Genomic DNA, 25,344 nt, shown 5'->3' on the forward strand with positions numbered 1-25,344 from the left:
AAGTAAATACTAATCATAGCAATGATACCTGTATACATGGATATTAGAATATCGATATTCTGCAAAACATATTTATTAGACAATATTCTTAAAACAGGTAATATTTACTGCTAATCTTTTTTTCTGCTACTGACATAATATCTATATAGAAGGGAGACGATTACTATCAAAAAAATAAGACTTGCTGTAATTGGTACCGGAATGGCCTGGAAACGGCTGCACTGGCCTGCTATCCAGGAATTAGGTGATCATTACCAGATTGTAGCTGTTTGTAATAAAACAAAAAGTGATGCGGTAGATTTTGCCAGGGAAATTAACCTCGCCCAGGAAAATGTATATAATGATTACAAGGAAATGCTCAAACGAGGTGATATTGATGCTGTTGATGTAATGGTTCCTATTCCAGAAAATTTTGATATCTATCATAATATCGTAAAAGCAAACATCAATCTAATTGCAGAAAAACCATTAGCATCCACTATGGAAGGGGCCGAAAAACTACTTAAGCTCCATAAAAAACACCCGGTAAACATTATGGTTGCAGAAAATTACCGTTATAACGATGAGATTAATAAAATTAGAGATATTATTAATCAGGGAAAAATTGGTGATGTAATCTATTTTATTAATCATAATGCTGCTGATTTTGAAAATCAGATGTCTAAAAACACCTTTGCTGCTACAGAATGGAGACAACATCCTAAATTTAAAGGAGGTACTTTCCTTGATGCAGGTCTCCACGATATAGCTGCTATGCGCCATATTTTTGGGAAAGTAGATTATGTTTATGCCATGGGTCAACCCCAGCAGGAAGATTTTAGTCCTTATATATCTGTTAATTCCCAGATTAAATTTTCCAGTGGGGTAATAGGTCAATATAGTTATTATACTGATGGTAAAGAAACCCAGCGTCCCTTGATAGGTTTTAGGATTTTTGGTAATAAAGGAGAAATATACCTGGAAGAACGAAGATGTGGTACTATTAATATAACATACAGAGACGGCGGTTCTGAACAAATACCCTATCGACCTGAAAGAGGTTATTTTAATGAACTCCTTAATTTCTATAATTCATTATTAGGGAATGAGGAAATCGCTGTTACCCCGGAGATTGAATATGGTGACGTTAAAATGGTATTTAACATCCTGAAATCTATCAAAGACAACAAAGCATATCCAGTTGACACCAAAACTAATGAAATTTCTTTAGTTTAAGAGCAAAATGGCTTCGCCAGCCAGACTTAATCAATAATTATTAATTTTTTCTTAGAACCACTTTTCACTCAAAGTTAACTACTCATCATAATAAACCAGACCAATATATTTACTGGACGACTCTAGATATTGTCTGGAGGCATGGACGCCGGAAGACAATTTCTCGACAGTAAACGAAGGCAGGACGCCATAGTGCACGACAAGGTAAGTAAATATATTGGTCGGTCTTTAAAGTTATCCACAATTTCAAAATTGCATAATTTCCTATACCTGAACAAAATGGCTACGCCACCCAAACTTAATCAAATATATCAGCTTTCTTAAGTCAACTATTTATTACACATAGTTAATCAATAAACTATTAGCCAGGCAAATATATTTATTGTACGACTCTAGAAATTGCCTGGAGGTACGGAACTTGGCCTCGATGGCCTGATGCTGACTCAACTATGCGTAATAAAAAGAAGAGTCAGTGAACCGGAAGACAATTTCTCGACAGTAAGCGTAAGCAGGACGCTGTAGCGCAACCTCAAACTGTTATTGTACGGTCTAGTTAAATACGGAGTACCTGTGGTGCACGACAAGGGAAACAAATATGTCGGTCTTCAAAGTTATCCACACTTTACAAATAATAGTTTCCTTATATTAAATAATTGTCAATAATAATAACTATTTGTATTATTTCCCTTAATATGATATAATTTTAATAAAAGTTAATTGATTAGACAATATCTTTACCTGTAAAGAATACTTACATAAGGGGGCAATAATAGTGTTTGAATGGAAAGACTCATATTCTGTTGGCATTGAAGAAATTGACAAACAGCACGAAAATTTATTAGGTATTGGTGAAGAACTGGTATATGTTATGGAAAATACTACTAAAGGACTTGATCAATATGATGAAATCAAACGTCTGTTGAAAGAACTGTATGATTATACAGTCTACCATTTTACTGCTGAAGAAAAACTAATGAAAAAATATGATTTTATTGACCTTCCCAGTCATCAATTCCAACATAAACTATTTGTCAAGAAAATTGAGGAAATCGATCTAGACGAATTTGATAATGATCAAATAGACTCAACTTTTAAAATCATGGAATTTCTTTCTAACTGGATTACTAATCACATTTTAAAAATAGATCCTCAGTACAGTAAAGTCTTAAGAGAAAAAGGTGTACGATAACAAATAGCCGCAATAAAAAGAGGCTATCTAATAATTTATTGAAAATATTTACATAAGGGGGCAATAATTGTGTTTGAGTGGAAAGAAACTTATTCTGTTGGTATTAAAGAAATTGACAAACAGCATAAAAATTTACTAGGTATTGGTGAAGAACTGGTATATGTTATGGAAAACACCACCAAAGGACTTGATCAATATGATGAAGTCAAACGGCTATTGAAAGAATTATATGACTATACCATCTACCACTTCACTAGTGAAGAAGAACTAATGGAAAAACATGATTTTCTGGAACTCCCCAGTCACCAATTCCAACATAAGCTTTTTGTTAAAAAACTTGAAGAAATTGATCTAGAGGAATTTGATAATGACCAGCTAGAAACAACAAATCAACTCCTGGACTTTATCGCCAACTGGATTACCAAGCACATTTTAAAAGAAGACCAAAAATACAGCAAAATAATCAGAGAAAAAGAAGCATAATAAAAATAATTAACCCCCCTGAACATAAAAATTCAAGGGGGTTAACTTTTTGTCTAGCTACTTTATATAGCTTTTTTTATATCTCTTCGACAACCTTTTGGATAGCTTCCAGGGCATCAGCCGGCAGTTTATCAAAACCGCCCCTTTCAGTTTCTCTACCCTTAATATATTCAATCCTGTCGTTCATTCTGGCCGTAAACTGCTTTTTATAGTCTGTATCACTGAAATCTGGTACATACCCATCTATCTCCATGATTTCAATGTCAGAGAAATTTTCCCACTGTTTAAACTCTGCTTTACCTTCAATTATAGATTCAATTACACCCAGGGTAACTGGAGGTGTAATATCTTTACCCATAAAGGCTCCAGTATTTAAAATATAACACTCAATACCAGTATCAAACAGGGCTTTGAACTTATTATAATCCTGTTCTAATGGATAGGTTCTAAAGGGATTAGCATATGGTTCAACAACTAAGGCATTAGGATCCACACCCTCTGCCAGTCTTTCAGCAGATGTCCTTTTGGTAGCCAGGGTTGCACCCATTGCAGAAGCCAGAGAAGTTCCATTTAATTTTAAAACAGGTGGTAATGTTGGGTCTTTCATTAACCAGAATACAGCATCAGCCTTTTCATCAATCTTATTTACCCGGTTAGGAGACCATAAAACAGATTTTACAGCACGTCCATTACCATTACGGATATCCTCTGTTACCAGTACTACATTGCCATCTTCATCAATGGTTGCTCCAGTATTCTGGGCAGTTAAGATGTATTTATTATCTTCATCACCCATCGGATAATCCTGGGTCTTATCAAAGTATGAAGGCTCTAAGGCAACAGATGAACCATCATCAACATTAATAATAAAGGCATCATCATGTAGAATTGTTACATCATATTTACCACCATGTTTAGCATGGGTGATAGTTGATTTTCCAGAACCAGAAAGACCAAATACGGCAACAACATATTTGCTGTTATCATTGAGATTATATCTCTTTAATCCACCATGACAGCAGGCAAAGTTGTGTCTATTAGCAGTACCCCAACCCAGTGTAAGTGTACCCTTCTTATGTTCACCAAAATAACGCATACCCAGTAAAGCAGCTACATTATGTTCCGGGTCAAAAAAGGTTAATCCCAAGGGATGATCAGGGTGTGTCCAGTCAGGGTCTGAGAAGATATAGATATCACCCTCATTAGGTAATTTTTGGGATTCCTTATACATTTTATTATAAAGTTCATTAATATACTGGAAGTTTAACAACCAGGAGTAAGCAATATTTTCATGGTTTTCAGGCATTAACAGGTGTGCTTTGATCATAAAATCTTTATCTAAACCGACATAGGCCTGGCAGTGGTACATCTTGCGATAGCGTGTATCATAAACAGCTTCCCTGATTTTAGCAGCATAATCCTCAAGATCTACTTCAGGTTCTCCTACAATTCTACGGGCAGCAGCACAACGACCTTTAACAGCACCATCATTAAATAATAATATATTAGCATCCTGTGGTAAACCTATTTCTTCTGGTTTATAGATCGGCATACCTGTCTCAATAGTACCAGGGCTGTTTTTAGCCTTCTTATATGCCTCAGCAGGTGTTAATAATTTCTCCACATTATTACCATAGAATGCTGTCTCAACAGTAGTCCTTATCCTTGAGATAATATCCTTTGTTTCAAAATATTCAATAGTTGACATATTAAAAAACCCACTCCTTTTGAAGTTTTTTTATTCTTATTTATTTATACTTCTTTTCTACTAGCTTCTGGTCTAATACTATCCTCTATTTTTGAAAAATTCTTCTGCTACAGCAGGGAAGATAATATATGATAGGACATCTTCTTCTTTGGTATAATACCCCTTTTCCTTGACCTCTTTAGTAGCCTTCTCCATAATAGGTTCAAGGTCATCAGCCGGGCGATGAGTAATAACTTCAGCATCCTTACCAATAATTTTTGCCCTGAAGTCATCATCAATTTTACCTGGTGCCTTACCATAACCACCCTGTAGGTACTTCTTAACTTCTTTACTGACTACTTTATATCTTTCACCTGTCGCTACATTAAAAACAGCCTGTGTCCCAACAATTTGGCTCATCGGTGTAACAAGTGGCGGATAACCCAGGTCTTCACGAACCTTTGGTACCTCTAAGAGGGTTTCTTCTAACCTATCCAACATATTCATTTTTTTCATCTGGCTCCTCATATTAGATAACATCCCACCTGGAACCTGATAAATTAATACCTCAGGGTCAACATCTTTAGGAGCCATATTCTCTTTTAGTTTATCCCTGATATCTTTAAAATATCTATTCAATTCAGACACATATTCCATATCAATACCAGTATCATAATCTGTCCCGGCAAAAGTAGCAACCATTGTTTCTGTAGCAGGTTGTGATGTGCCGAGAGCCAGGGTAGACAGAGCAGTATCAATAACATCAACACCAGCTTCAACAGCCTTAAGATAGGTCATTGAAGCTAGACCACTGGTATAATGGGTGTGCAGCTGAATAGGTATATCAACAGCCTCTTTCAGTGAACCAATAAGTTCTGTAGCTTCATATGGTTTTAATAGACCAGCCATATCTTTAAGACAAATTGAATCCGCCCCTACTTTTTTTAATTCTTTAGCAGTTTCAATATAATGTTCAATATCATGTACAGGACTGGTAGTATAAACAACAGTTGCCTGGGCATGGCCGCCATATTCATTTGTTGCTTCAATAGCAACCTGCATATTCCTAACATCATTTAAAGCATCAAAGATACGGAAAATATCAATACCATTTTTAATAGCCAACCTGACAAATTCCCTTACAGAATCATCTGGGTAATGTTTATAACCTACAATATTCTGACCTCTCAAGAGCATCTGGAAAGGGGTATTGGGCATCTTTTCCTTTAATTTCTTTAACCTTTCCCATGGGTCTTCATTGAGGTATCTCATTGCACTGTCAAAGGTAGCACCACCCCACATCTCAACAGAATGATAGCCCGCCTTATCTACCTTTTCAGCAATAGGTAACATATCGTCTGTAGACATTCGTGTTGCCAGTAATGATTGATGGGCATCCCTGAAAATAGTCTCAGTTATACCTACTTTTTTCTTCGCGGTCATTTTTTCACTCCCTTTTAATTATCTAAGCACAGTTCTATTATTTCATTTACCATGTATACTATTTTTGACTAACCAAGTAATGATAACAATGTTCCTGCCGCTATGGCAGAACCAAGAACCCCGGCTACATTTGGACCCATAGCATGCATAAGCAAGAAATTGCTCGGGTTTTCTTCCTTACCAACCTTTTGGGCAACCCGTGCAGCCATCGGTACTGCAGAAACACCCGCTGCTCCAATAAGTGGATTCACCTTACCACCACTTAGTTTGTGCATTAATTTACCAAACAATGTCCCAGTAGCTGTTCCAATTGCAAAAGCAATTAAACCAAGGACAATAATCTTAATAGTACTCAAGCTTAAAAAGCTTTCCGCATTAGCTGTTGCACCAACTGTTAGCCCCAAAAAGATAGTAACAATATTGGTTAATTCATTCTGGGCAGTTTTAGTTAACCTATCAACAACACCAGATTCTCTCATTAAATTACCAAACATAAGCGCACCAATTAATGCTGCTGCTGAAGGCAGCAAAAGTATTGTTAAAACCGTTACAATTATAGGAAAAATAATCTTTTCAAGCTTACTTACAGGTCTTAACTGTTCCATTTTAACCTGTCTCTCTTTTTTAGTAGTTAAGGCCCTCATAATAGGCGGTTGAATAATCGGAACTAAAGCCATATACGAATAAGCAGCTATAGCAATTGGGCCTAATAAATGCGGCGCTAATTTGGTAGCCAGAAAGATAGCTGTAGGACCATCAGCACCACCAATAATCCCAATCGAGCCAGCCTCCTGCAAAGTGAATCCCAGTAAGATAGCCCCAATAAAGGTAACATAAATACCAAATTGGGCTGCCGCACCCAATAAAACACTCTTAGGATTAGCAATTAAAGGACCAAAATCGGTCATAGCCCCAACCCCCATAAAAATTAATGGTGGATATATTCCCAGTTTAACCCCCTGATATAACCAGTAAAGCAAACCACCGGGTTCCATCAAATCAGCTAATGGGAGATTGGCAAGCAGTACCCCAAAACCTATCGGTAAGAGGAGTAGTGGTTCATATTTCTTTTTAATTGCCAGATAGAATAAAACACAGGCAATTATTATCATCACAAACTCTTTAAATGTAAGGTTTGCAAAGCCAGTTTCAGCACCAAATTTGAGAAGACTTTCTATCACGACTTTTCCCCCCTCTTCATCACTGTTTTATCCAATTACTGCTAGTACATCTCCTGTATCAACAGAGTCTCCATCAGAAACATAAATAGCCTTAACTGTGCCGCTGGCTGTTGCAGCAATCTCATTTTCCATCTTCATTGCCTCTAATATAAAGATTGTATCACCTTCACTTACTGTATCACCTTCAGCAACCTGTAGACTTATTGTACCTGGTAGTGGGGCTAATATTTCTTCTCCCTCTACATCCCCAGGAACAGCCTGAGGTTTTTCAACAGTAGTTTTTTCGACTTTTTCCTCAGCTGGAGCAGTAGTACTTACTGAAGCAGCACCCATTTCTTCTACTTCAACTTCATAGCTTTTATTATTTATAGTAACTTTAAATTTTTTCATAGTGAAATACCCCTTTCTAACATAATTACATTTAATAATTAAACAGCCTCTAATTTATAGCTTTAATATTGGCAACATATTCATTATCTTCTAACAGACTGGCCATAACAGCAGTTATTACTGCAACCGTTTCATCTTCTCCCCCTTGACCCTCTTGAACTCTAACCTTTGATCTTACAGGGCGGGAAGGCTTAGTAACTTTCTCTTCTTTATACAGTAGAGATTCAAATAGCTGTAAGATTAGAGAAAGGAGAAATAAAACTAAGAATACTATGCCCATTCCTATAACGGTAACCTGAAGGGTTGTTATTAATAACTCCATATGCTAACTTATTACCTCCTTCCCATATTTTAGAAATGGTTAATAATCTTTTTTAAAAGCAGACTTATCATTATATGAACTAATCACCCCCCTATATCACCACTATAACAAATATAGGTTTTGTTAAAGACATTATTAAAAAAATCACATACAGAAAATATTTACCAAGAAAAGGCAAAGATATCCCTTTTTGCATGATTATTATGTAAATTTAGAGCTTATGTTCAGAATTTAGTTGTTCACGTCCATATTTCCTGATAATTATATCATCTGTTAAATTCAATTACAAGTAAAAAATCTACAAAAATACGTGGGTTTTAGCTGATGTTTTAGTGCAATTCACTGGAGATAAAATAAATAATTTCCTTATATATAAAATATTATTAGTCCATCAAAAAAACCCATACAGAGAATTATTTCCCCTATATGGGTTGTCTTTTATAATACTACTGATGTGGATTATTAACTTCTGCCTGAGCTGCAGCTAAGCGAGCAATCGGCACCCTGAAAGGAGAACAGGATACATAGTTAAGGCCTACACTATGGCAGAACTTAACAGAAGATGGTTCACCACCATGTTCACCACAAATACCAACCTTTAAATTAGCATTACTTGAACGTCCTTTATTAACACCAATCTCAACTAACTGACCTACTCCATCCTGATCAAGTACCTGGAAGGGGTTCTTTTCCAGTACTTCTTCATCAAGATAATGTGCCAGGAACTTACCTTCAGCATCATCCCTACTAAATCCAAAGGTAGTCTGGGTAAGATCATTAGTTCCAAAGGAGAAAAACTCGGCTTCTTCAGCAATTTGATCAGCAGTTAGTGCAGCCCTGGGCAGTTCAATCATAGTACCAATTGTATATGATAAATCAACCCCAGCTTCTTTTATTACTGCATCAGCCGCTTTCTTAACTACCCCCTTCATTAATTTAAATTCATTAATATGTGCTACAAGGGGAATCATAATCTCTGGATGTACATCAAGACCATCTGCTTTTAATTCACAGGCTGCTTCCATAATAGCCCTGGCCTGCATTTCATATATCTCTGGGTAAGTCACCCCAAGACGACAGCCCCGGTGGCCGAGCATTGGATTCATTTCGTGTAGATTCTCAATTGTCTTTAATAATTCTTCTTTATCACTGGCATCCTTACCACTGGCCTTTAATTTGGTAACCTCTACCAATAATTCATCATGATCAGGTAAGAACTCATGTAATGGGGGATCAAGCAGTCTAATTGTCACTGGTCTTTCACCCATTGCTTTTAAGATACCTTTAAAATCACCCTTCTGCATTGGCAACAATTTCTCCAGAGCAGACTCCCTGGCCGCCTTACTATCAGCAAGAATCATATCCTGAACAATAGGTAAACGGTCTTCATCAAAGAACATGTGCTCTGTCCGGCAGAGACCAATCCCTTCTGCACCAAAATCAACAGCGGCTTCTGCGTCTTCTGGAGTATCAGCATTGGTTCTAACCTGCATTGTCCTGAAGTCATCTGCCCAACCCATCAGTTTCTCAAAGTTTTCATCCATCTCAGGGTCGATAGTAGGAACTTCTCCCAGATATACATTACCAGTACCACCATCAATTGTAATAAAATCACCCTTTTTAACTACTGTACCATCAGGGGTAGTAAATTTCTCTACACTATAGTCAACTTTAATATCCTCACAACCAGCAACAGCAGGCTTACCCATACCACGTGCTACAACAGCAGCATGGCTCGTCATACCACCACGTGAAGTAAGTACACCCTGTGCTGCCGCCATACCGTGAATATCTTCAGGTGAGGTTTCAGTCCTGACCAGTACTACCTTTTCACCGGCCTTACCCAGTTCAGCAGCCTCATCAGAATCAAAAACCACTTTACCTGCAGCCGCACCTGGTGAAGCATCAAGGCCTCTAGCCAATATTGTAAGCTCTGCATCAGGATCAATCCTCCTGTGGAGCAGTTCATCAAGTTTCTGCGGCTCTATCCTACCTACAGCTGTCCTTTTATCAATCAAACCCTCTTCTTCCAGGTCAACAGCAATCTTAACAGCCGCCCTGGCAGTCCTTTTGCCAGTACGTGTCTGCAGCATGAAAAGTTCGCCTTCCTGGATAGTAAACTCAACATCCTGTACATCAGTATAGTGTTTCTCTAGTTTTTCAAAAATGTCAGTCAGTTGTTTGTAAATCTCAGGCATTTCTTCTTCTAACTGGGCAATAGGTTTAGGGGTTCTAATACCGGCAACAACGTCTTCTCCCTGGGCATTTTTCAGGTATTCACCCCAGTATTTGTTTTCCCCGGTTGACGGGTTACGGGTAAAAGCAACACCTGTACCAGAATTCTCACCCATATTACCATAAACCATAGTTTGCACATTTACTGCTGTACCCCAGTGATGTGGAATATCATTAATATTCCTGTAACTAATAGCCCTTTCATTGTTCCAGGAACCAAATACAGCATCAATCGCTGCCCACAACTGAGCTTTTGGTTCTTCAGGGAAATCTTCCCCGGTTGTTTCTTTTATATGGGCCTTAAATTCACCCACCAGTTCCTTTAAAGACTCAGCTGGAATCTCTGTATCATAATCAACACCAAGTTTTTCTTTCTTTTTCTCTAGAATCTCTTCGAACTCAGCACCATCCATACCTAAAACAACATTACCAAACATCTGCACAAAACGGCGGTATGAGTCATAGGCAAATCTTTCATTATTGGTCTGTTTGATTACTCCCTGTACTGTTTCATCATTAAGACCAAGATTTAAAACCGTGTCCATCATACCAGGCATTGAAACCCGGGCACCAGAACGAACAGAAAAGAGTAAGGGGTCATTAACATCCCCAAATTCCTTACCCATCAACCCCTCTACCTTGGACAGGGCCTCTTCAACTTGTTCATCCAGACCCTCTGGATAATTCTCATTATTTTCATAATAAAGGGTACACACATTTGTTGTAATCGTAAAGCCAGGGGGGACATTAATCCCTAGGTTTGTCATCTCAGCCAGGTTAGCACCTTTCCCCCCGAGAAGATTCTTTAATTCAGTTTTACCATCAGCTTTTCCACCACCAAAAGAATAAACATACTTCTCTACCATTAAAAAAATACCTCCTTAAGTAAATCTACCTCTTTTAATCTATTATCTTTATTTTAGATTATAAATATGTAAATTTTTTTAATTTTGCTAACCACCCCCAAGTATAATTATTTCTTAAAATTATATTTAGAACTCAATCACATAATAACTATTCAAGATAAAAAAACAAATACCTCCTAAAAAATGAATTATAAAAATATTAAAACTTTTACTTATAAACACTACTAAATTACCAGTACTTCAATCAGATTAGTGGTACCAGACATACTAACAGGTACACCAGCAGTAATAGTAACCAAATCACCCTTTTCAACTAAACCATGTCCTAAAATAGTAGTAATAGCATTATCAATCATTTCATCTGTAGTCTTACTCTGCGGTACTTTGAGTGGATAAACACCCCAGCAGAGTTTTAAATACCTTATTACTGCCTCATTATGTGTAACTGCTATAATAGGTAGCATTGGTCGGTGTTTGGACACCATTCGGGCCGTAAAACCAGAACTGGTTGCAGTAATAATACACCGTGCATTCAAATCCATTGCTGTTTTACACGAGGCTAAGCTTATAGCTTCAGTTACTGTCTTAGAGGAGGTATTCTCATAACTCTTTATTCTTCCACTATAATGAGTAGAAAACTCAATCTCCCGGGCTATATTGGCCATAGTATTAACTGTTTCCACTGGATAATCACCTATAGCTGATTCCCCAGAGAGCATGATAGCATCTGTCCCATCAAAAATTGCATTAGCCACATCAGAGGCCTCTGCTCTGGTTGGGCGAGGGTTACGTATCATTGAATCCAACATCTGGGTAGCAGTAATCACCGGTTTAGCAGCCTGCTTACATTTGTTGATTATCGTCTTCTGGATTAAAGGAACCTTTTCCGGCGGTATCTCAACACCCAGGTCTCCCCTTGCAATCATTATACCATCAGACACCTCAATAATCTCATCTATATTATCTACACCCTCTTGGTTCTCAATTTTAGAGATAATATAGATATCCTCAGCCTTTTCCTCAATTAATAACTTGCGTATCTCAAGTACATCCCGCGCCTTCCTGACAAATGAAGCAGCAATAAAACTTACCCCATTTTCAATACCAAAACGAATATCATTTTTATCTTTCTCAGTCAAGGCAGGGAGTTTAAGTGATATACCAGGTAGATTGACACCTTTATGGCTGCCTAAAAATCCTTCATTGAGAATCTCACACCTGATCTCATGATCATTTATGCCCAACACCTTTAGTTCAATTAGGCCATCATCAATCAAGATCTTGGAGCCTTTTTTAACATCCTCTGGTAAATGATTATAGGAAACAGAAACACTGGTATTGTTACTGTTAGACTTTTCATCTGTAGTTAGGATAATTTCCCGGCCTCTTTCAAGCTTGACTTGCCCCTCACTCAGTGAGCCTGTCCTTATCTCTGGTCCTTTAGTATCCATCATAATAGGGATTATCTTACCAGTCTCCTTTACTACTTCATGCACAAGTTCAATGCGTTGACCATGTTCATTATAATCACCATGTGAAAAATTAAGCCTGGCAACATCCATCCCTGCCTTAACCAGCTCAACAATCATTTCTTTAGTACTACTGGCTGGACCCAGTGTACAAACTATTTTTGTCTTGCGCATTTTCATATCACCCCTGCTGTTTACTAGGAAAGAATCGTTCCTAACTCATATAAACCCATATCTATTTCTTTTTTAGTACTTAAGACTTCACTAATTTTATGATAAACCAGCTCTCTACCTTCTATACCAATCATTATATTAGATTCACCTGCCAGTAATAATTCCACTGCCTTAGCACCCATTCTGCTGGCAAGCACCCTGTCTCTAACTGTTGGTGAACCACCCCTCTGTAGGTGTCCCAGGATAATTACCCTGGTCTCCTGACCTGTTTTATCTGATATAAGTCTACTGATAAAAAAAGCTGGACTCTCATCCAAATTACGATTAGTCTTAAAGTCCTCACCAACCCCTTCAGCAACCAGTACAATGTTATGTAATCTGCCCATTTCCTGGCGCTTTATCAGCTTATTACAAATATCATCTAGATCATAATTCATCTCTGGTATAAGAATAGCATCTGCTCCACCAGCCAGGGCAGTCATAACTGTCAGAAAACCACACCTCCTGCCCATTGTTTCTATAACAAAAGTACGTTCATGAGAAGTAGCTGTATCCCTGATCTTATTGATAGCATCAATAACCGTATTCATAGCGGTATCACAGCCGATAGTTATCTCAGTACCGGCCAGGTCATTATCAATAGTCCCAGGTATACCAATTACTGGAATGCCAAGTTCTTTATCTATTTTTTGTGCGCCAGTTAATGAACCATCACCACCAATTACTACCAGGGCTTCGATCCCCTCCTGCTGCATATTATGTAGGGCCTTCTGGCGGCCCTCAGGGGTTTTGAACTCCTCACAGCGGGCAGAAAGCAGGATAGTCCCCCCTCGTTGTATAATATCACTTACCGAACTCCGGTTCATCTGATAGAAATCACCGTCAATTAAACCAGCATATCCCCTCCTGATTCCAACAACATTAAGACCATGATGTAAGGCAACCCTGACAACTGACCTTATTGCTGCATTCATCCCAGGGGCATCCCCACCACTTGTTAAAACACCTATCTTATTCATCTAGCTTCCTCCTTTACTTCCTCAGGTAATGCAATCGTTTCCTTATTAGAGAATTCACCCATATTCCTATATTTTTTATAGCGTTGTTCAAGTAATTCATCTCTACTTAGTACTGATAGTTCTTTCATATTACTAATGATCTCGTTTTTAAGCAACAGAGCAGCCTTCTTGGGGTCTTTATGTGCCCCACCAACTGGTTCTGTAACAATTTTATCAATTAAACGCAGCTCCCTTAAAGCATTAGCGGTAATCTTCAAGGCTTCAGCAGCCTCAGCTGACTTTTCGGCATCCTTCCACAGAATAGCAGCACAGGCCTCGGGCGAAGAAACCGAATAATAAGTATATTCCATCATTAAAATCCTGTCCCCTAGACCAATACCTAATGCCCCACCACTACCACCTTCACCTGTCACAACAACTACAATAGGCACTTTAATAGAGGACATCTCCATCAGATTAGTAGCGATAGCTTCAGCCTGACCCCTTTCCTCAGCACCTATCCCAGGATAGGCCCCTGGTGTATTTATCATTGTTATAATGGGTCTATCAAATTTTTCAGCCTGTTTCATTAGCCTCAGGGCTTTGCGGTATCCTTCAGGGTGAGCCATTGCAAAATTTCTTCTCAGGTTTTCTTTAGTAGACTTACCCTTTTGGTGACCGAGGAAAGTATACGGTTTTCCAGCTATTAAACCCATACCCCCAATTAAGGCTTTATCATCACCAAATCTGCGGTCACCATGTAATTCCATAAATTGATCAAAGATATACTCAATATAATCGCGGGCTGTAGGCCTATTCTGGTGTCTGGCAATCTGCAGTATTTGTTTGGTATTTAAATTGGCATATATCTCACAACGCAAATTGTTTGCTCTCTCACGTAGACGCTTAACCTCTTCACTGAGATCAAGACCTTTTTCATCCATAAACGATTGTAATTCCTTAATTTTCTCCGCTAGTTCAATTAATGGTTTCTCAAATTCCAGTACATTATTGGGCATATTCATTCACCCCACTATCTTGATGGATCTCTAAAATAGCTTTTAATTCATCACGCATTTTATGACGGGGAGTCACTCTATCTACCATACCATGTTCCAGGAGAAATTCTGCCTTTTGAAATCCTTCTGGGAGGTCTGCACTAATAGTCTGTTTAATAACACGAGGCCCGGCAAAGGCTATTAAAGCCCCTTTTTCAGCAATAATTATGTCAGCCAAGGTGGCAAAACTAGCAGTAACACCACCTGATGTCGGGTCAGTCATTACACAGACATATAAAAGCCCAGCCTGATGAATCTTTTTTACAGCAGCACTGGTTTTAGCCATCTGCATCAAAGAAAGAAGGCCCTCCTGCATTCTGGCTCCTCCAGCTGTACTAAAGATTATTAAGGGCTTTTTCTTCTCAATAGCCTTCTCTATTGCCAGGGTAATCTTTTCACCAACTACCGACCCCATACTTCCCCCCATAAAATTAAAATCCATAATAGCAATTACTATCTGATGTCCGCCAATCAATGCTTCACCAGTAATTACAGCTTCATTTAGATTTGTTTTAATCTTTGCCCTGACCATCTTCTCTACATAGTTAGGGAAATCAAGCGGGTCTTTACTATATATATCTTCAGCAAACTCCTTAAAGCTGCCCTCATCAACAGTAATTGCCAGCCTATCCCTGGCAGTCAAACGGAAATGCTTACCACACTTGGGGCAGACCATCAGGTTTTCAACTAGTTTTTTATTAAAGATTATTTCTTTACATTCATTACATTTAGTCCAGAGGCGGTTATCTGGAGAAGACTCCTCTTTTTTATCACGATTATCTCTTGACTTAACAGTTACATATTTTGACTTGCCAAATAAATCCTTTAACATCACTTTCACCTCAAATTAAAGAAATTAAACCATTCAAATTGTATCACTAAGAATCTGGTAGACTTCTTCTGCTTCAGACTGGGGAACCTTGATTTGAATTGTACCATCATCCATTGCCTCTAATTTTACTAAAAAACCCTGTTCAATTAATTTATCTTTAATTGAATTAGCCTCTTTCTCATTAGTAATATAGATAACCTGCCACATATAAATCCCCCACATTCCTAATATTATAAAATAATAATCCAGACAGTTCTAGCACCTCTAGTTAAAAGAAAAACCAGCCTTAATTGCCTGGTTTAATCTCCTGAGCCAATTGATCCATTTTTAGTCATAATCTCCGCCTTGCCCCTTATCTTGATAGCAGAGGTGTGGTCTGTAAATTGAGCAAGCAACACTTCTCCCTTATCCAGCTTTTCTGTATGATGAAATTTAGTTTCTTTACCGCGGGTCAAACCGATTAATGTTACACCATCTTCAAGAGCCTTTACAACAATATAATCAGCTTTCACATCCATAAAATTTAACCCCCTTATTTTTTTTATAATACACTTTTTTCTATTTAATGTCAAGCCAAACAAGGGGTCAATTTAGTATTATCGCCTTAGACCCTCTGATAGAAATCCTTCATTACATAAAAAGCAAGCTTCTTATTTTTTTATCCCTGGGACAGTAATCCCTTTAGTAACTACTAGAGCAAATTAAATTTTTTAATCACATATCTATAGGCCTATTAAAATAGGCCTATTAAAATTTTAAATAAACCTGCCTCTTTTTTTAGAAGCAGGTTTTCATCTTCACATTTTATTTGAAATTTCTTGAATTTTAATATTAATAACAGAATCTATATAAAGAAGCTAAAAAAACCAAAGAATCTATCGTTAATTGACGGTACACCTATAGATAAGCAGGCTTAAAACTTAATATTAATATAATTTTAAAGAAAATAATGAACGCTTTTACATAACAACAGCTACAGCTCTTCTCCATTTGATTCGATAACTTTTTTATACCACCAAAAAGATTTCTTTTTAATCCGTTTCAAGGTCCCATTTCCTTCATTATCTCTGTCTACATAGATAAATCCATACCTCTTTTCCATCTCTCCTGTACCAGCACTTACTAAGTCAATACATCCCCAAACCAAATACCCAAGACATTCTATACCATCCGCTATAGCACCTTTCATAGCCTTTATATGCTCTTTAACATAGGAAATTCGATAATCATCATGAATTTCTCCATTTTCATCTACTTTATCACTGACGCCAAGACCATTTTCAACTATAAAAAGGGGCTTCTGATAACGATCGTATAATTCATTCATGGTTATTCGAAGCCCTATTGGGTCAATCTGTCTTCCCCATGGCGTTGCTTCTAAATAAGGATTCCGCAAAGTTGTAACTGCATTACCATCAGCAATGTTCTTTAAAACCTTCTTATTAACACTAATCAATCTGCTCGAGTAATAACTCAATGCAATATAATCTACCTTATGCTTTTTAAAAATCACCTCATCTTCTGCTGCTATTTTTATGCAGACCCCTTTTTTCTTTAATAAACGTTTTGTATAGCTTGGGTATCCGCCTCTCGCCTGCACATCAATAAAGAAATACATGTCCTGATTTTTCTCAACTGCTGCCCATACATCCTTTGGATTACAGCTATATGGATAATAAGAACCAGCCGCCAGCATACAGCCCATTTTCCCGTTTTTACTTATATCACGCAGCAGCTTAGTAGCCAGGGCACTGGCTACTAATTGGTGATGTGCCGCCTGATATGATACCTGCATCACATCATCGTCATCTTTTAGAATAATTCCCCCACCAAAAAATGGAATGTGAGTAATCATGTTTATTTCATTAAATGAAATCCAATATTTTACTACTTCTGCATAACGTTTAAATACAACTTTACAATATTTAAGGTAAAAATCAACTAGTTTTCGATTATACCACCCTCCGTATTTTTTGCTCAAATTTAATGGTGTATCAAAATGAGATAAGGTTACTACTGGTTCTATATTGTATTTTCGACATTCTTCAAACAAACGATCATAAAATTTAAGTCCCAGTTCATTTGGCTCTTTATCATCTCCATTAGGAAATATTCTAGGCCAACTTATGGATGTACGAAAAGCCTTTATTCCCATTTCTGCTAAAAGCTTGATATCTTCTTTATAGTTATGGTAAAAATCTATTCCTTCATGGCTTGGATAATATCCATACTTTTTGGTCAATGCAACTTGGGGATTATACATAGCTTCCTTTCTACCATATTGAACTGATGGAAGAATATCCATACAGGACAAGCCCTTTCCATCCTCCAAATGGGCTCCTTCACATTGATTAGCAGCCATAGCTCCTCCCCACAGGAAGTCTTTATCTAGTCTATTCATCATATACCCCTTCTAAAATCATCATTATTAATTCACCTGTTTCTACTTTTCCTTCCTCCACACCAACAACGTCTAAATAATCATCTGAGTTTGTAACAACTATAGGCGTAGTACATTTATAGCCTTCCTTCTCTATTGCTTCTTTGTCAAACTCTAGCAACGGGTCTCCTTTTTTAATTGCATCGCCTTTTTTCACTAGAGTATTAAAATGCTTACCTTCAAGTTCCATCGTGTCAATTCCAACATGTATCAACAGCTCTATACCTTCCTCATTTGTTAAACCAATAGCATGCTTTGTACTGAATACCATTGTTGCAGTTCCATCAAAGGGTGCTACAACTTTCCCTGTTTTTGGAATTATAGCTACACCTTTTCCAGTAACTTCATTGGCAAAACTATCATCATCAACTTTGTTAATATCGATTATCTGTCCTTCCATCGGGCTATAAATATCTATTCTTCTATTTAATGATAACTTATTTTTTATTGATTCTCCCCCTAAAATATTCTCTGTTCCCATATCTTTTGGTTCTTCAAATCCTAAGATCCAAGTAAGGATAAAGGTAACAATAAAACCAATTATGCAAGAAATAACTGCATGAACTATATTCATTGGATTTTCTCCGATAAAAACAGGAAGTGATAATAGTCCTGGTGTTCCAGATGTATAGCGGACAACCCCCATAACGCCTGCATATAAACCACCAGAAGCACCGCCAATCATGACAGCAATCAATGGCTTTTTTAATTTCAGAGTAATCCCATACATTGCTGGCTCTGTAATACCCATAAGTGCTGTAATACCTGATGAATAACCCAGTTGTTTCAATTTTATATTTTTTGACTTAATAGCTACACACAAGGCTGCAGCTCCTTGACATATATTGGAAACAAGACTTCCTGGCCCCATAATTGCTTCGTAACCATACGTAGAATAAGAAGTTAATAAGATTGGCAAAAAACTCCAATGCATACCTGTCAATACTAATAGTGGCATAAATGCCCCCATGACAGTAGGAACAAACCATCTTACATGTGTGTTTAAGAAACCTACTACTGTAGCAATGCCAGTACCAATAATAGAGCCTAGCGGTCCTAATACTATTAATGTAATCGGTGATACTATCAAAATAACTAGTACTGGTTTTGTAAAAAATTTAATTGGTTTCGGTGATATTTTATCTGCATATCGCTCTACATAACCCATGAACCAAACAGCTAAAATAATGGGAATAACACTGGAGGCATAATTAACTAATTTAACTGGAAGCCCTAAAAAACTAATTGGATCTCCTGCTGTCACCATTGCTTTAAAACCTGGGTGTAACAATATTCCTCCAAGCATTGCTGCTAAATATGGATTGCCTCCCAGTTTTTTTGCTGTTGAAAATCCAAGCATAACAGGTAAAAAGTAAAAACCTGCATCTGCAACAAAGCTTAAGATAAAATAAACCTGTGAGTCCTTTGGCATTCCAAGAAGAACAAATATAACTAAAATAGCCTTTATCATACCAGCTGCTGTAATTGCCGGAATAACTGGTGTGAAAATAGAGGCCAAAATATCCATCAACCTTTCCAGTTTCCCACCTTTTTGTTTGGAATGCTCAGCGGGCACACTTATATACCCTAGCTTTCCCATTTCCTCACATACGTTCGCAACCTCTGTACCAATAATAATCTGATATTGGCCTGACTTATAAATGGCATCCATAACACCATCTATCTTCTTTAAGGCTTCTAAATCAACTAATTTTTCATCTTTAAAATTCATTCTTAACCGAGTAGCACAGTTTGCTAATTGAGCAATATTGTTAATACCGCCTACATAGCTTAAAATATCTTTTGCTAATTTTCGATTATCCATAATTTATTCCTCCCTTTTTAGTTTTATTTATTTTCACAAAAAAGCATCGACTTTCTTTTTTGTGAAAATAAATAAAAAACCTAAATTCAAGAAAACATAATTGGCTTTTACATTCTCAAGCCGAAATTTATTTTCCATGAATTTAGGTATTGCCCTTATACGGTTACAACCCTTATTTTCTTAACAAATATTTATTTTTAATTTTCTTTTCATCACTAACCCTTTTGTTCATACTTGATAACACGATTAATATGGATTATAAAATATACCATTTCTTCCTTAGAAATCTTGTAGTTGAATTTTTTATCAAAATAAACCTTTATCTTATCTACACACACTTTCTCTTGTGGACATTTATTTTTCACCTGTTTATATAAAAAGTCATCGTCTGTTGATACTATTTTATTATGGAGCATAAGCCTGGCAAAGTAGCGGATATGTCTAACAAATCTGCTATAGCTCAAAGATTCTTGGTCATATTCAATATTGAAATGATACTTTACAATGTTTAGCACATCATTAACAATTTCAGTAATCGTCATAGTTATCTTCATTTTTTCTCCATCCTGCTGTGCATTCACAAAGTGGAGTGCGATAAAGCCTGCTTCATCTGCTGACATTTCAATCCCTTCATAATATTGGATGATTTCCAAAGAATGACATGCTGCTTTATATTCTTTCTCATAAATTCTTTTGATTTCCCACAGCAATGCATTTTTCATTTCTATTCCTATCTTATATCTAGATAAAGCATAGCTCATATGGTCTGTTAATGCAATATAGATACTGTCATGAAACTTTACCTTCAATTCTTCTTGTGCCTCACTAACGATTTTTTCTACCAATTTCACATGATTTAAAGGAACTTCCTGTAATAATTTAACAAAGCTTGAATAAAGCTCAGGAGAATCTAAAATAAAGGTTTTCTCTATTTTTGAAACATCAACCTTATCTCCAGCTTTTTTCTTAAAAGCGATTCCACGTCCAAGCAATATTACCTCTAATAATTGTTCATTTTCAGCTAAAAGAATATTATTGTTGTATACTTTCTTCACCTTCATCCAATCACACTCTCCACATAGATAACTCAGAAATTAATACTCAACATTTTCAGCAAACAACAAAAATAATATTTATTTTACTAAAAAACACCTAAACTAGCATAGAACACTTCTTTAAGCTGTGTTCTCTCTAATTTAGGTGTTGCCTGTTCCCAGTTACAACCCTTTAATTTATTATATGATAACATAAATAAAATTATATTTCAACAAATTATATAAAATAGTTTGAAAATTACTTAAACTTAGATTAGATAACTTAAATTTTCCTCTTTTAGAATATAGCCTTACCTGTAAGACTAAGGATAGTCATTATTATCCCTGCCAGGCATATCCCGGCAATAATAGCCGGAAAGGCATAACGAAACTTAATCTTAAACAAAAGTGCTGCCAGGCTGGCTGTCCACGCCCCGGTTGTCGGTAACGGAATCGCCGTAAATAATATTAAGGCTACTGCCCCATATTTCTCTATCTGAGCACTTTTATTGATAGTCCTTTTATCCAACCAGCCAAAAAAAGACTCCATAAAACTGGAGTTGCTTATCAAAAATAATCTAATCGGCCTTAAGTACAATAATAATGGTATCACAGGAACCGTATTACCGGCCACTGATAATAAGTAAGCCTTCCAGGGGGAAATACCCAGGGCAATAGCCAGTGGTATCGCTCCCCTGAGCTCTACAATCGGCAGACAGGCCGTAAAAAAAACAGCCCATTCCTTTGAAAGATATTGATTTAACCAGGAAAAAACAAAATCATTCATTGACATTCCTCCAAGTATATAAATTTCATTTAATTTATTCACACTAATGCTTTGTGTAAGCCAATTATATTAATGGAGCGACTAGTCTAAGCTTTCTTTTAACTTGCGCAATGTTAGCTTAGACACTAGCTCATCGAGAGCGTCGTATATTTTTCACGTAGGCAGGACGCCGGAGTGCAACCTTAATGTTCTTGCACGGTTTATTTAGATACGGAGTGCCTGTGGCGCACGACAAGCGGAATTAATATAATTGGCTGGAACGAGAAAGTGCAATATTTAAGTACTACTTATATATATTTAATCAAATATTTTTATTTCTATTTCCTTTAAAGGCTCAAAAGCCTGCAGCACTTTACTACTATCTCCTATCCAGTATCTCCTATTACTGAGTATTAAATCAGCATAATCCCCTCTATCTACCCTGAAAAAAACAGGATTATCTCCTTTATATTTCTGAAGAATCTCTTTTATTTCTTTAAGACTTTCTTTACTGGTCAATTCTATCATAAGGTAAGGTATCTCAAGAGAAAGAACCCTATCAGCCAGGACCTTACCCTCATCCAGTCTGCCCATTATCAAAACCTTCTTGCCTTTTTCCAGGAAATCAGCGTTATCCCTGTAAACACCCGGGAAGACAATTACCTCTATCTTACCTGCCCAATCTTCTATTGTCAAAAAAGCCATCTGCTGCTTACGTCGGGTGATATGTTCTTTTTTTTCAATAACCATCCCTGCCACAAGTATCTTTTGAGCAGTATTTTCTTCACTATCAACATCTTTGATAAACTGGCTATCACAATTAGTAAAACAAGCTATCTTTTTTTGGAACCTGTCAAGGGGGTGTGCCGAAAGATATATTCCCAAATATTCCCGTTCCTGGGCCAGTTTCTCTTCCAGGGAAAGCTCCGCAATATCCGGGTATTTAATACTATCTTCAAAAAAATCCTCTTTATTAGCAACTACATCAAAAAACGAGGTCTGTCCTGTACTGTGATGACGGCGCCCGGAACTTACCTTCTCATAGATTTCCTCAAACTTGATTAAAATCTGAGACCTCTTTTCTTTAAAGGATGAAAAAGCACCTGCCTTAATCAATGATTCAATAATCTGGATATTAAGGGGTCTAAGTTCAACCCTTTTGAGAAAATCCTCAAGTGAATGATAGGGTTCTGCCTGTCTGCCTTCAATAATGGCCTTGATCGCTGCAGTTCCCACATTTTTAATAGCCTTTAATCCAAAGTGAATCTTCCCATCTGGCATTGCCCTGAATTCATAGTCACTCTTATTAATATCAGGGGGCAAAACCGCAATCCCCATTTCTTTACATTCACGAATATACTGTCCAACCTTATCCAGGTTGCTCATCACAGATGATAAAACTGCAGCCATAAATTCTGCTGGATACTTTTCTTTAAGATAAGCAGTCTGATAGGCCAGCATAGCATAGGCAGCACTATGTGATTTATTAAAACCATATCCTGCAAAATATTCCATCTGATCAAAGATTTTATTGGCAATATCCTGCTTAATACCCTTTAATTTTTCAGCACCCCTGACAAACTTTGCCCGCTCATTAGCAATCAGTTCTTTTTTCTTTTTACCCATACCCCTTCTCAATAGATCAGCTTCACCCATTGTGTAGCCAGCAATCTTACTGGCAATCTCCATCACCTGTTCCTGATAGAGTATTAAACCAAATGTTTCCTTAAGTATTGGTTCAAGTGATGAATGGAGGTATTCTGGTTTTCTTAAACCATGTCTACTATCAATATACTGATCAACAAGACCACTACCAAGTGGTCCTGGCCGTCCTAAAGCAAGGATAGCAATCAAATCAGAGAACCTATCTGGTTTTAAGCGCTGGTTAAGGTCCCGAAAGAGGTAGGATTCCATCTGAAAGACCCCTAAGGTTCTGCCCTGCTGTAATAGTTGATAAACAGGCGGGTCATCTAATGGTATCTGCTCAACCACTATATCATGGCCACAGTTTACTTTGATATTATCCAGAGCCTTATCAATAATAGTAAGATTCCTCAAGCCCAGGAAATCCATTTTCAATAAACCAAGACTCTCCAGGTCATTCATGGGAAGCTGGGTTATGACAGCTTCATCCTGGGTCTGCAGTGGTATTAATTCACTTAAATCCCTGGAGCCAATAATAATACCTGCTGCATGTGTGGAAATATGTCTTGGTAATCCCTCAACACCTCTAGCAAAATCCACTAAGCGGGCAATTTCTTGATCACTTTGATAATAATTTAATAGCTTTTCATTCATCTTCAAGGCTTCATCCAGACTAATACCCGGCCTTGACGGCACCATTTTAGCAACCCGATCAACTATTTTTAATGGTATATTTAAAACACGTCCCACATCACGGATAGCAGCCCTGGCTGCCATAGTCCCAAAAGTCCCGATCTGAGCAACTTTCTCATCTCCATACCTTTCCCGTACATATTCTATTATCTCATCCCTTCGTTCATCAAAATCTATATCAATATCAGGCATGGTTACCCTTTCAGGGTTTAAAAACCTCTCAAAAATAAGATTATACTCCAGGGGATTAATACGGGTTATCCCCAGGAGATACGAAACCAGACTCCCGGCTGCTGAACCCCTACCCGGACCTACTCTAATATCATTTCTAACAGCATAGTCAACAAAATCCCAGACAATCAAGAAATAAGAGACATAACCCATCTCTTCAATTACCTTTAATTCATAATCAAGCCTTTCCCGGGCTGTTTTATTATCAGCCAGTCCTTTATCAAGTAGACCATCCTGACACTTTCTTCTCAATAATTTTGCTGCAGCCTCTTTACCCCCGGCATCAGGGAAATCAGGCAGATAAAAGGTATTAAAGTCAAGTTTTACTTCACTCCGTTCTGCTAAATCAACTGTATTCTGGTAAATTTCTGACAGTGATGGAAAAAGCCTGAACATTTCAGTAGGTTTCTTAAAATAAAATTTATCATTAGGAAAGGTCATTCTATTTTCATCATCTACTGTCTTACCTGTCTGCATTGCCAGCAAAACATCATGGAGTTCAGCATCACTTTGCTTTAAGTAGTGTACATCATTAGTAACCAGTAGTGGAATATTAAGCTCCTTACCCAGTTTAATCAAATGACTATTAACCTTTTTTTCATCTCCCAGGTGGTGGTCCTGTAATTCAAAATAGAAATTACCTTTACCAAATATCTCCCTATATTCCAGGGCTGTTTCTCTGGCCTTTTCCTCTTTTCCCTTTAAAATCAATTGTGGTATTTCACCCTGAACACAGGCCGATAGAGCAACCAGTCCCCTGTGATGTTCGTATAATAAATCCTTATCTACCCTCGGCTTATAATAAAAACCTTCCAGCCAGGCTTGTGATACCAATTTTATCAGATTATGGTAACCCTCATTATCCATAGCCAGTAATACCAGATGATATCTCTCTCTCTTACTCTTCTCAAATCTAGAACCAGGGGCTAAATAAACCTCACAACCGATAATTGGTTTAATACCTTCCCGAACAGCCTGCCGGTAAAAGTCTACTGCACCATATAAAACCCCATGATCAGTCATAGCCACTGCCGGCATAGCCAGCTCTTTACTATACTGAACAAGGTCCTTGATACGCAGTGCCCCGTCCAGAAGACTATATTCAGTATGGACGTGTAAGTGAACAAAGTTAGCTGTCATAATTATCCTTCTTTCAAATTATAATTATA

General features: G+C 37.3%; 20 protein-coding genes. 3 read left to right on the forward strand and 17 right to left on the reverse strand.

Features of this window, described 5'->3' with window-relative positions:
• Positions 1 to 201 precede the first annotated feature (201 nt).
• The 3 genes from D7D81_RS17190 to D7D81_RS17200 all read left to right on the forward strand — a co-directional run bounded on the left by D7D81_RS17190 (position 202) and on the right by D7D81_RS17200 (position 2,887).
• Positions 202 to 1,215, forward strand: coding sequence for a Gfo/Idh/MocA family protein (locus D7D81_RS17190; RefSeq protein ID WP_286169876.1), 1,014 nt, complete (start codon positions 202 to 204; stop codon positions 1,213 to 1,215).
• A 772-nt stretch (positions 1,216 to 1,987) separates the two neighbouring features.
• Positions 1,988 to 2,404 (forward strand): bacteriohemerythrin, encoded by a 417-nt coding sequence (locus D7D81_RS17195; protein ID WP_125991254.1) that lies wholly within the window; start codon positions 1,988 to 1,990, stop codon positions 2,402 to 2,404.
• Positions 2,405 to 2,473: 69 nt separating this feature from the next.
• On the forward strand, positions 2,474 to 2,887 hold the full coding sequence (locus tag D7D81_RS17200) for a bacteriohemerythrin (RefSeq protein ID WP_125991255.1): 414 nt from the start codon (positions 2,474 to 2,476) through the stop codon (positions 2,885 to 2,887).
• Between the two features lie 76 nt (positions 2,888 to 2,963).
• Here the strand turns inward: D7D81_RS17200 and D7D81_RS17205 are convergent, their stop codons facing one another.
• The 17 genes from D7D81_RS17205 to D7D81_RS17280 all read right to left on the reverse strand — a co-directional run bounded on the left by D7D81_RS17205 (position 2,964) and on the right by D7D81_RS17280 (position 25,315).
• Positions 2,964 to 4,595, reverse strand: a complete 1,632-nt coding sequence (locus D7D81_RS17205) for a phosphoenolpyruvate carboxykinase (ATP) (RefSeq protein WP_125991256.1) — start codon at positions 4,593 to 4,595, stop codon at positions 2,964 to 2,966.
• A gap of 78 nt (positions 4,596 to 4,673) precedes the next feature.
• Entirely contained in the window at positions 4,674 to 6,017 is a 1,344-nt protein-coding gene (locus D7D81_RS17210) for a pyruvate carboxylase subunit B (RefSeq protein ID WP_125991257.1), read from the reverse strand.
• A 68-nt stretch (positions 6,018 to 6,085) separates the two neighbouring features.
• Positions 6,086 to 7,198, reverse strand: coding sequence for a sodium ion-translocating decarboxylase subunit beta (locus D7D81_RS17215; RefSeq protein ID WP_125991258.1), 1,113 nt, complete (start codon positions 7,196 to 7,198; stop codon positions 6,086 to 6,088).
• Between the two features lie 27 nt (positions 7,199 to 7,225).
• Positions 7,226 to 7,588, reverse strand: a complete 363-nt coding sequence (locus D7D81_RS17220; protein WP_125991259.1) for a biotin/lipoyl-containing protein — start codon at positions 7,586 to 7,588, stop codon at positions 7,226 to 7,228.
• 49 nt (positions 7,589 to 7,637) lie between these two features.
• On the reverse strand, positions 7,638 to 7,910 hold the full coding sequence (locus D7D81_RS17225; RefSeq protein ID WP_125991260.1) for an OadG family transporter subunit: 273 nt from the start codon (positions 7,908 to 7,910) through the stop codon (positions 7,638 to 7,640).
• A 446-nt stretch (positions 7,911 to 8,356) separates the two neighbouring features.
• The gene (gene ppdK / locus D7D81_RS17230) at positions 8,357 to 11,011 is read right to left on the reverse strand and encodes a pyruvate, phosphate dikinase (protein ID WP_125991261.1); all 2,655 of its coding nucleotides are present in this window, start codon (positions 11,009 to 11,011) and stop codon (positions 8,357 to 8,359) included.
• Between the two features lie 224 nt (positions 11,012 to 11,235).
• The gene (gene pyk / locus D7D81_RS17235; protein WP_125991262.1) at positions 11,236 to 12,654 is read right to left on the reverse strand and encodes a pyruvate kinase; all 1,419 of its coding nucleotides are present in this window, start codon (positions 12,652 to 12,654) and stop codon (positions 11,236 to 11,238) included.
• A 23-nt stretch (positions 12,655 to 12,677) separates the two neighbouring features.
• On the reverse strand, positions 12,678 to 13,673 hold the full coding sequence (gene pfkA, locus D7D81_RS17240; RefSeq protein WP_125991263.1) for a 6-phosphofructokinase: 996 nt from the start codon (positions 13,671 to 13,673) through the stop codon (positions 12,678 to 12,680).
• Positions 13,670 to 14,671 (reverse strand): acetyl-CoA carboxylase carboxyltransferase subunit alpha, encoded by a 1,002-nt coding sequence (locus D7D81_RS17245; RefSeq protein WP_125991264.1) that lies wholly within the window; start codon positions 14,669 to 14,671, stop codon positions 13,670 to 13,672. Before D7D81_RS17245 ends, pfkA begins: the two co-directional genes overlap by 4 nt.
• Positions 14,661 to 15,542, reverse strand: a complete 882-nt coding sequence (gene accD / locus D7D81_RS17250; RefSeq protein ID WP_125991265.1) for an acetyl-CoA carboxylase, carboxyltransferase subunit beta — start codon at positions 15,540 to 15,542, stop codon at positions 14,661 to 14,663. Before accD ends, D7D81_RS17245 begins: the two co-directional genes overlap by 11 nt.
• Before the next feature lie 33 nt (positions 15,543 to 15,575).
• Positions 15,576 to 15,749, reverse strand: coding sequence for a hypothetical protein (locus tag D7D81_RS19710; protein ID WP_164522338.1), 174 nt, complete (start codon positions 15,747 to 15,749; stop codon positions 15,576 to 15,578).
• Positions 15,750 to 15,841: 92 nt separating this feature from the next.
• The gene (gene mtrB / locus D7D81_RS17255; RefSeq protein ID WP_125991266.1) at positions 15,842 to 16,060 is read right to left on the reverse strand and encodes a trp RNA-binding attenuation protein MtrB; all 219 of its coding nucleotides are present in this window, start codon (positions 16,058 to 16,060) and stop codon (positions 15,842 to 15,844) included.
• Between the two features lie 455 nt (positions 16,061 to 16,515).
• Complete coding sequence (gene ascB, locus D7D81_RS17260) at positions 16,516 to 17,946, reverse strand: 6-phospho-beta-glucosidase (RefSeq protein WP_125991267.1); 1,431 nt, start codon at positions 17,944 to 17,946, stop codon at positions 16,516 to 16,518.
• The gene (locus tag D7D81_RS17265; protein WP_125991268.1) at positions 17,936 to 19,807 is read right to left on the reverse strand and encodes a beta-glucoside-specific PTS transporter subunit IIABC; all 1,872 of its coding nucleotides are present in this window, start codon (positions 19,805 to 19,807) and stop codon (positions 17,936 to 17,938) included. The genes ascB and D7D81_RS17265 overlap by 11 nt, the downstream gene beginning before the upstream one ends.
• A gap of 215 nt (positions 19,808 to 20,022) precedes the next feature.
• A complete protein-coding gene (gene licT, locus D7D81_RS17270) occupies positions 20,023 to 20,868 on the reverse strand; it encodes a BglG family transcription antiterminator LicT (RefSeq protein WP_125991269.1) in 846 nt (281 codons plus the stop codon).
• Between the two features lie 271 nt (positions 20,869 to 21,139).
• Complete coding sequence (locus tag D7D81_RS17275) at positions 21,140 to 21,628, reverse strand: COG2426 family protein (RefSeq protein ID WP_125991270.1); 489 nt, start codon at positions 21,626 to 21,628, stop codon at positions 21,140 to 21,142.
• A gap of 297 nt (positions 21,629 to 21,925) precedes the next feature.
• The gene (locus D7D81_RS17280; protein WP_125991271.1) at positions 21,926 to 25,315 is read right to left on the reverse strand and encodes a DNA polymerase III subunit alpha; all 3,390 of its coding nucleotides are present in this window, start codon (positions 25,313 to 25,315) and stop codon (positions 21,926 to 21,928) included.
• Positions 25,316 to 25,344 lie beyond the last annotated feature (29 nt).

This window comes from Halocella sp. SP3-1, assembly GCF_003953885.1.
GTDB classification, from domain to species: domain Bacteria; phylum Bacillota; class Halanaerobiia; order Halanaerobiales; family DTU029; genus Iocasia; species Iocasia fonsfrigidae.

What these genes read in the sequence shown, in the direction of transcription:
- D7D81_RS17190 (WP_286169876.1), top strand. Translation starts at nt 202, where the DNA reads ATGGCCTGGAAACGGCTGCACTGGCCTGCTATCCAGGAATTAGGTGAT.
- D7D81_RS17205 (WP_125991256.1), bottom strand. Translation starts at nt 4,595, where the DNA reads ATGTCAACTATTGAATATTTTGAAACAAAGGATATTATCTCAAGGATA.
- D7D81_RS17210 (WP_125991257.1), bottom strand. Translation starts at nt 6,017, where the DNA reads ATGACCGCGAAGAAAAAAGTAGGTATAACTGAGACTATTTTCAGGGAT.
- D7D81_RS17220 (WP_125991259.1), bottom strand. Translation starts at nt 7,588, where the DNA reads ATGAAAAAATTTAAAGTTACTATAAATAATAAAAGCTATGAAGTTGAA.
- D7D81_RS17225 (WP_125991260.1), bottom strand. Translation starts at nt 7,910, where the DNA reads ATGGAGTTATTAATAACAACCCTTCAGGTTACCGTTATAGGAATGGGC.
- ppdK (WP_125991261.1), bottom strand. Translation starts at nt 11,011, where the DNA reads ATGGTAGAGAAGTATGTTTATTCTTTTGGTGGTGGAAAAGCTGATGGT.
- pyk (WP_125991262.1), bottom strand. Translation starts at nt 12,654, where the DNA reads ATGCGCAAGACAAAAATAGTTTGTACACTGGGTCCAGCCAGTAGTACT.
- pfkA (WP_125991263.1), bottom strand. Translation starts at nt 13,673, where the DNA reads ATGAATAAGATAGGTGTTTTAACAAGTGGTGGGGATGCCCCTGGGATG.
- D7D81_RS17245 (WP_125991264.1), bottom strand. Translation starts at nt 14,671, where the DNA reads ATGCCCAATAATGTACTGGAATTTGAGAAACCATTAATTGAACTAGCG.
- accD (WP_125991265.1), bottom strand. Translation starts at nt 15,542, where the DNA reads ATGTTAAAGGATTTATTTGGCAAGTCAAAATATGTAACTGTTAAGTCA.
- D7D81_RS19710 (WP_164522338.1), bottom strand. Translation starts at nt 15,749, where the DNA reads ATGTGGCAGGTTATCTATATTACTAATGAGAAAGAGGCTAATTCAATT.
- mtrB (WP_125991266.1), bottom strand. Translation starts at nt 16,060, where the DNA reads ATGGATGTGAAAGCTGATTATATTGTTGTAAAGGCTCTTGAAGATGGT.
- ascB (WP_125991267.1), bottom strand. Translation starts at nt 17,946, where the DNA reads ATGATGAATAGACTAGATAAAGACTTCCTGTGGGGAGGAGCTATGGCT.
- D7D81_RS17265 (WP_125991268.1), bottom strand. Translation starts at nt 19,807, where the DNA reads ATGGATAATCGAAAATTAGCAAAAGATATTTTAAGCTATGTAGGCGGT.
- licT (WP_125991269.1), bottom strand. Translation starts at nt 20,868, where the DNA reads ATGAAGGTGAAGAAAGTATACAACAATAATATTCTTTTAGCTGAAAAT.
- D7D81_RS17275 (WP_125991270.1), bottom strand. Translation starts at nt 21,628, where the DNA reads ATGAATGATTTTGTTTTTTCCTGGTTAAATCAATATCTTTCAAAGGAA.
- D7D81_RS17280 (WP_125991271.1), bottom strand. Translation starts at nt 25,315, where the DNA reads ATGACAGCTAACTTTGTTCACTTACACGTCCATACTGAATATAGTCTT.